The sequence below is a fragment of the Priestia sp. JV24 genome, assembly GCF_025910025.1.
GTDB lineage: Bacteria > Bacillota > Bacilli > Bacillales > Bacillaceae_H > Priestia > Priestia megaterium.
This window is the reverse complement of the sequence record NZ_JAPCIN010000044.1, coordinates 1-2,481: the sequence shown is the minus strand read 5'-3', so window position 1 is coordinate 2,481 and position 2,481 is coordinate 1. Positions and strand designations below refer to the sequence as shown.

The 2,481-nt window shown below is 37.8% G+C and carries 2 protein-coding genes; both read left to right on the top strand.

The window, feature by feature from the left end:
• Nucleotides 1-134: 134 nt before the first annotated feature.
• Nucleotides 135-1,682 carry an IS21 family transposase gene (istA, locus tag OK414_RS28585; RefSeq protein WP_141235330.1) on the top strand — a complete coding sequence of 516 codons (1,548 nt, stop codon included), beginning with the start codon at nt 135-137 and terminating at the stop codon, nt 1,680-1,682.
• Nucleotides 1,679-2,437: an IS21-like element helper ATPase IstB gene (istB, locus tag OK414_RS28580; RefSeq protein WP_060746201.1), complete on the top strand. Its 759-nt coding sequence runs from the start codon at nt 1,679-1,681 to the stop codon at nt 2,435-2,437. The genes istA and istB overlap by 4 nt, the downstream gene beginning before the upstream one ends.
• Nucleotides 2,438-2,481: the final 44 nt, after the last annotated feature.

Here is a 2,481-nt window from a genome sequence, read left to right as displayed (position 1 = left end):
TTGTAAACGCTAGAATATAATTGACAGTTTTTGCTCAATGTAATTTTACACTTTTGCTTCAATAAGCTAGAACTCTAGTAAAATAATAGAAGGTGTTATTTTACTGGGGGGACAGCGTCTTGGAGGAGAAGTTAATGCTTTATTTAAATATTCAACAATTACATCAACGGAAGTTTAAAGTATCTCAAATTGCACAGGAGCTCAAAGTATCAAGACCAACCGTTTATAAATATTTAAAAATGACATTTGAAGAGACAAAAGCATACATGGAACAGCTTCAAGGCAAAGGTAAGAAATTGGATCCCTACAGGGATTGGATTATCGCTTGGCTTGAAGAATACCCTCATCTCAGTGCAGCGCAAATCCACGATTGGCTCTTAGAGCGTTATCCCGATTTAGTTGTTGGCGAGAGTACAGTAAGAGCATATGTGAAAGAGATGCGGGAGATTTATCAGATTGAGAAAAAAGTAATAATTCGGCAGTATGAAGCAATCCCTGAACAACCTATGGGTAAGCAAATCCAGGTGGATTGGGGAGAAACGAAACAGAAGACAACTGAAAAGAATGAAATTAAACTATATTTCATCGCTTTTGTCTTAGCTCACTCTCGATACAAATACATGGAGTGGCAGGACCGGCCTTTTACGACAAATGATGCCATACGATGTCATGAAAATGCATTTCAATTTTACGGAGGACGCACAGAAGAAATTGTGTATGATCAGGATCGTTTAATTACAGTAAGCGAAAATTCAGGTCAGCTACTTTTAACTTCTGAGTTTCAAAGCTATGTAAATGAACGTAAGTTTAAAGTTCATTTATGTCGTAAGGCAGACCCAGAATCAAAAGGAATGATTGAGAACGTTGTAAAGTACATAAAGGGAAATTTCGCAGACAGCCGAGTATTTAGCAATATTGAAGATTGGAATAACCGTGCGTTACAGTGGCTACATCGCACTGGAAATCAACATGTTCATCAGACAACGAAAAAAAGACCAGCTGAAGTGTTCCCCGTCGAAAAGCAACACTTACAGCCCGTCTCTTCACCACTCTCATACGAAAGCGTCATTACCCCAAGTATAACAAGGAATATTAGTAAGGACAATACAATACGGTTTAAATCAAACCGTTATTCCGTTCCTCTCGGAACGTATAGTGCAGCCTCTGATAATGAGGTTTTTATTGAAGTCACTTCGAGCCAACCGCCAACGCTGATTATCCGTAAACAGTTAGAGGGAGAAGTAATTGCTGAACATAGCATTAGTAATGAAAAGGGAAAGCTTATTCAACATCTACATCATATCCGGGATCGTTCAAAAGGTATTGAAGAATTTAAGCAACAACTGGTTTCACATTTTGAAGATCAGGAACGTGCAACTTCTTATTTAAATGAAATTTGTTTAAGATACCCACGGTATCGGCGTGATCAGCTCATAATTATTCAAAACGTCATTGAGAAATATCCAATGTGGATTGAAGCCACTTTGACTAAATGCATGATAGATAAACTTTACAGCGCCAATGACTTTCGGGATATAGCAAACCATCAAAATGCATTACAAACTGAATGTACCCAAAAGGTGAAGCCTCCCTTTATAAAACATTCAGGTAAAGACAACATCATAGTGACAACTCGCTCCCTTACTACTTACACAAGTATTTTAGGGGGTGAACCACAGTGAATAAGACTGTAAATGACTTGCAGGAGCACTTTCGCCAATTAAGGTTATCGGAAACAGCTGAGGAGCTACCAAAGCTCCTACGTGAGGCTGAAAAATCTTCTTGGACGTATTTAGAATTTCTTGAATCTATCACACGTTATGAACTGAGAAAACGTGAAGTAAAGAGTTTAGAAAGAAGAATGAAGTGGGCGCACTTCCCTTACGTGAAGTCATTAAGTGAATTTAATTTAGAAGAGCAAACAGCTTTAACGGGGCGCCAATTGACCCAGCTCGCAGAGCTAAACTGGCTTGAGCAGCAGTATAATTTAATTTTATTGGGACCGCCAGGCGTTGGTAAAACATTTTTAGCAATCGGTTTGGGAATTGAGTCTATTCACAGAGGTTTCAACGTCTATTTCGTAACTATGGGTGAGCTTATTCATCTTTTAAAAACGGAAGAATTTCTAAATAAATCAAAAGTGCAGCTAAAGCGATTAAGAGGCGCCGATCTGGTCATTATTGATGATTTAATGTATATGGCAATGGATCAGCGAGAAGCAAATTTGTTTTTTCATTTAATTAATCATTTGTATGAACGAAGTTCCATCATTCTTACATCCAATAAAAGCCCTGAACAGTGGGGTGAATTAATGGGAGATCAGGGAATTACCACTGCGATTTTAGATCGTTTACTTCATCGTGTAGAAGTCATTCATATGGATGGAGATAGCTATCGAATGAAACATCGAAAAAGTGTATTTTCAGCTGAAGTGTAAAAAGTAAATAAGCAAAAAGTGTAAAATTCTACTTGACGTCTACA

What these genes read in the sequence shown, in the direction of transcription:
- istA (WP_141235330.1), top strand. Translation starts at nt 135, where the DNA reads ATGCTTTATTTAAATATTCAACAATTACATCAACGGAAGTTTAAAGTA.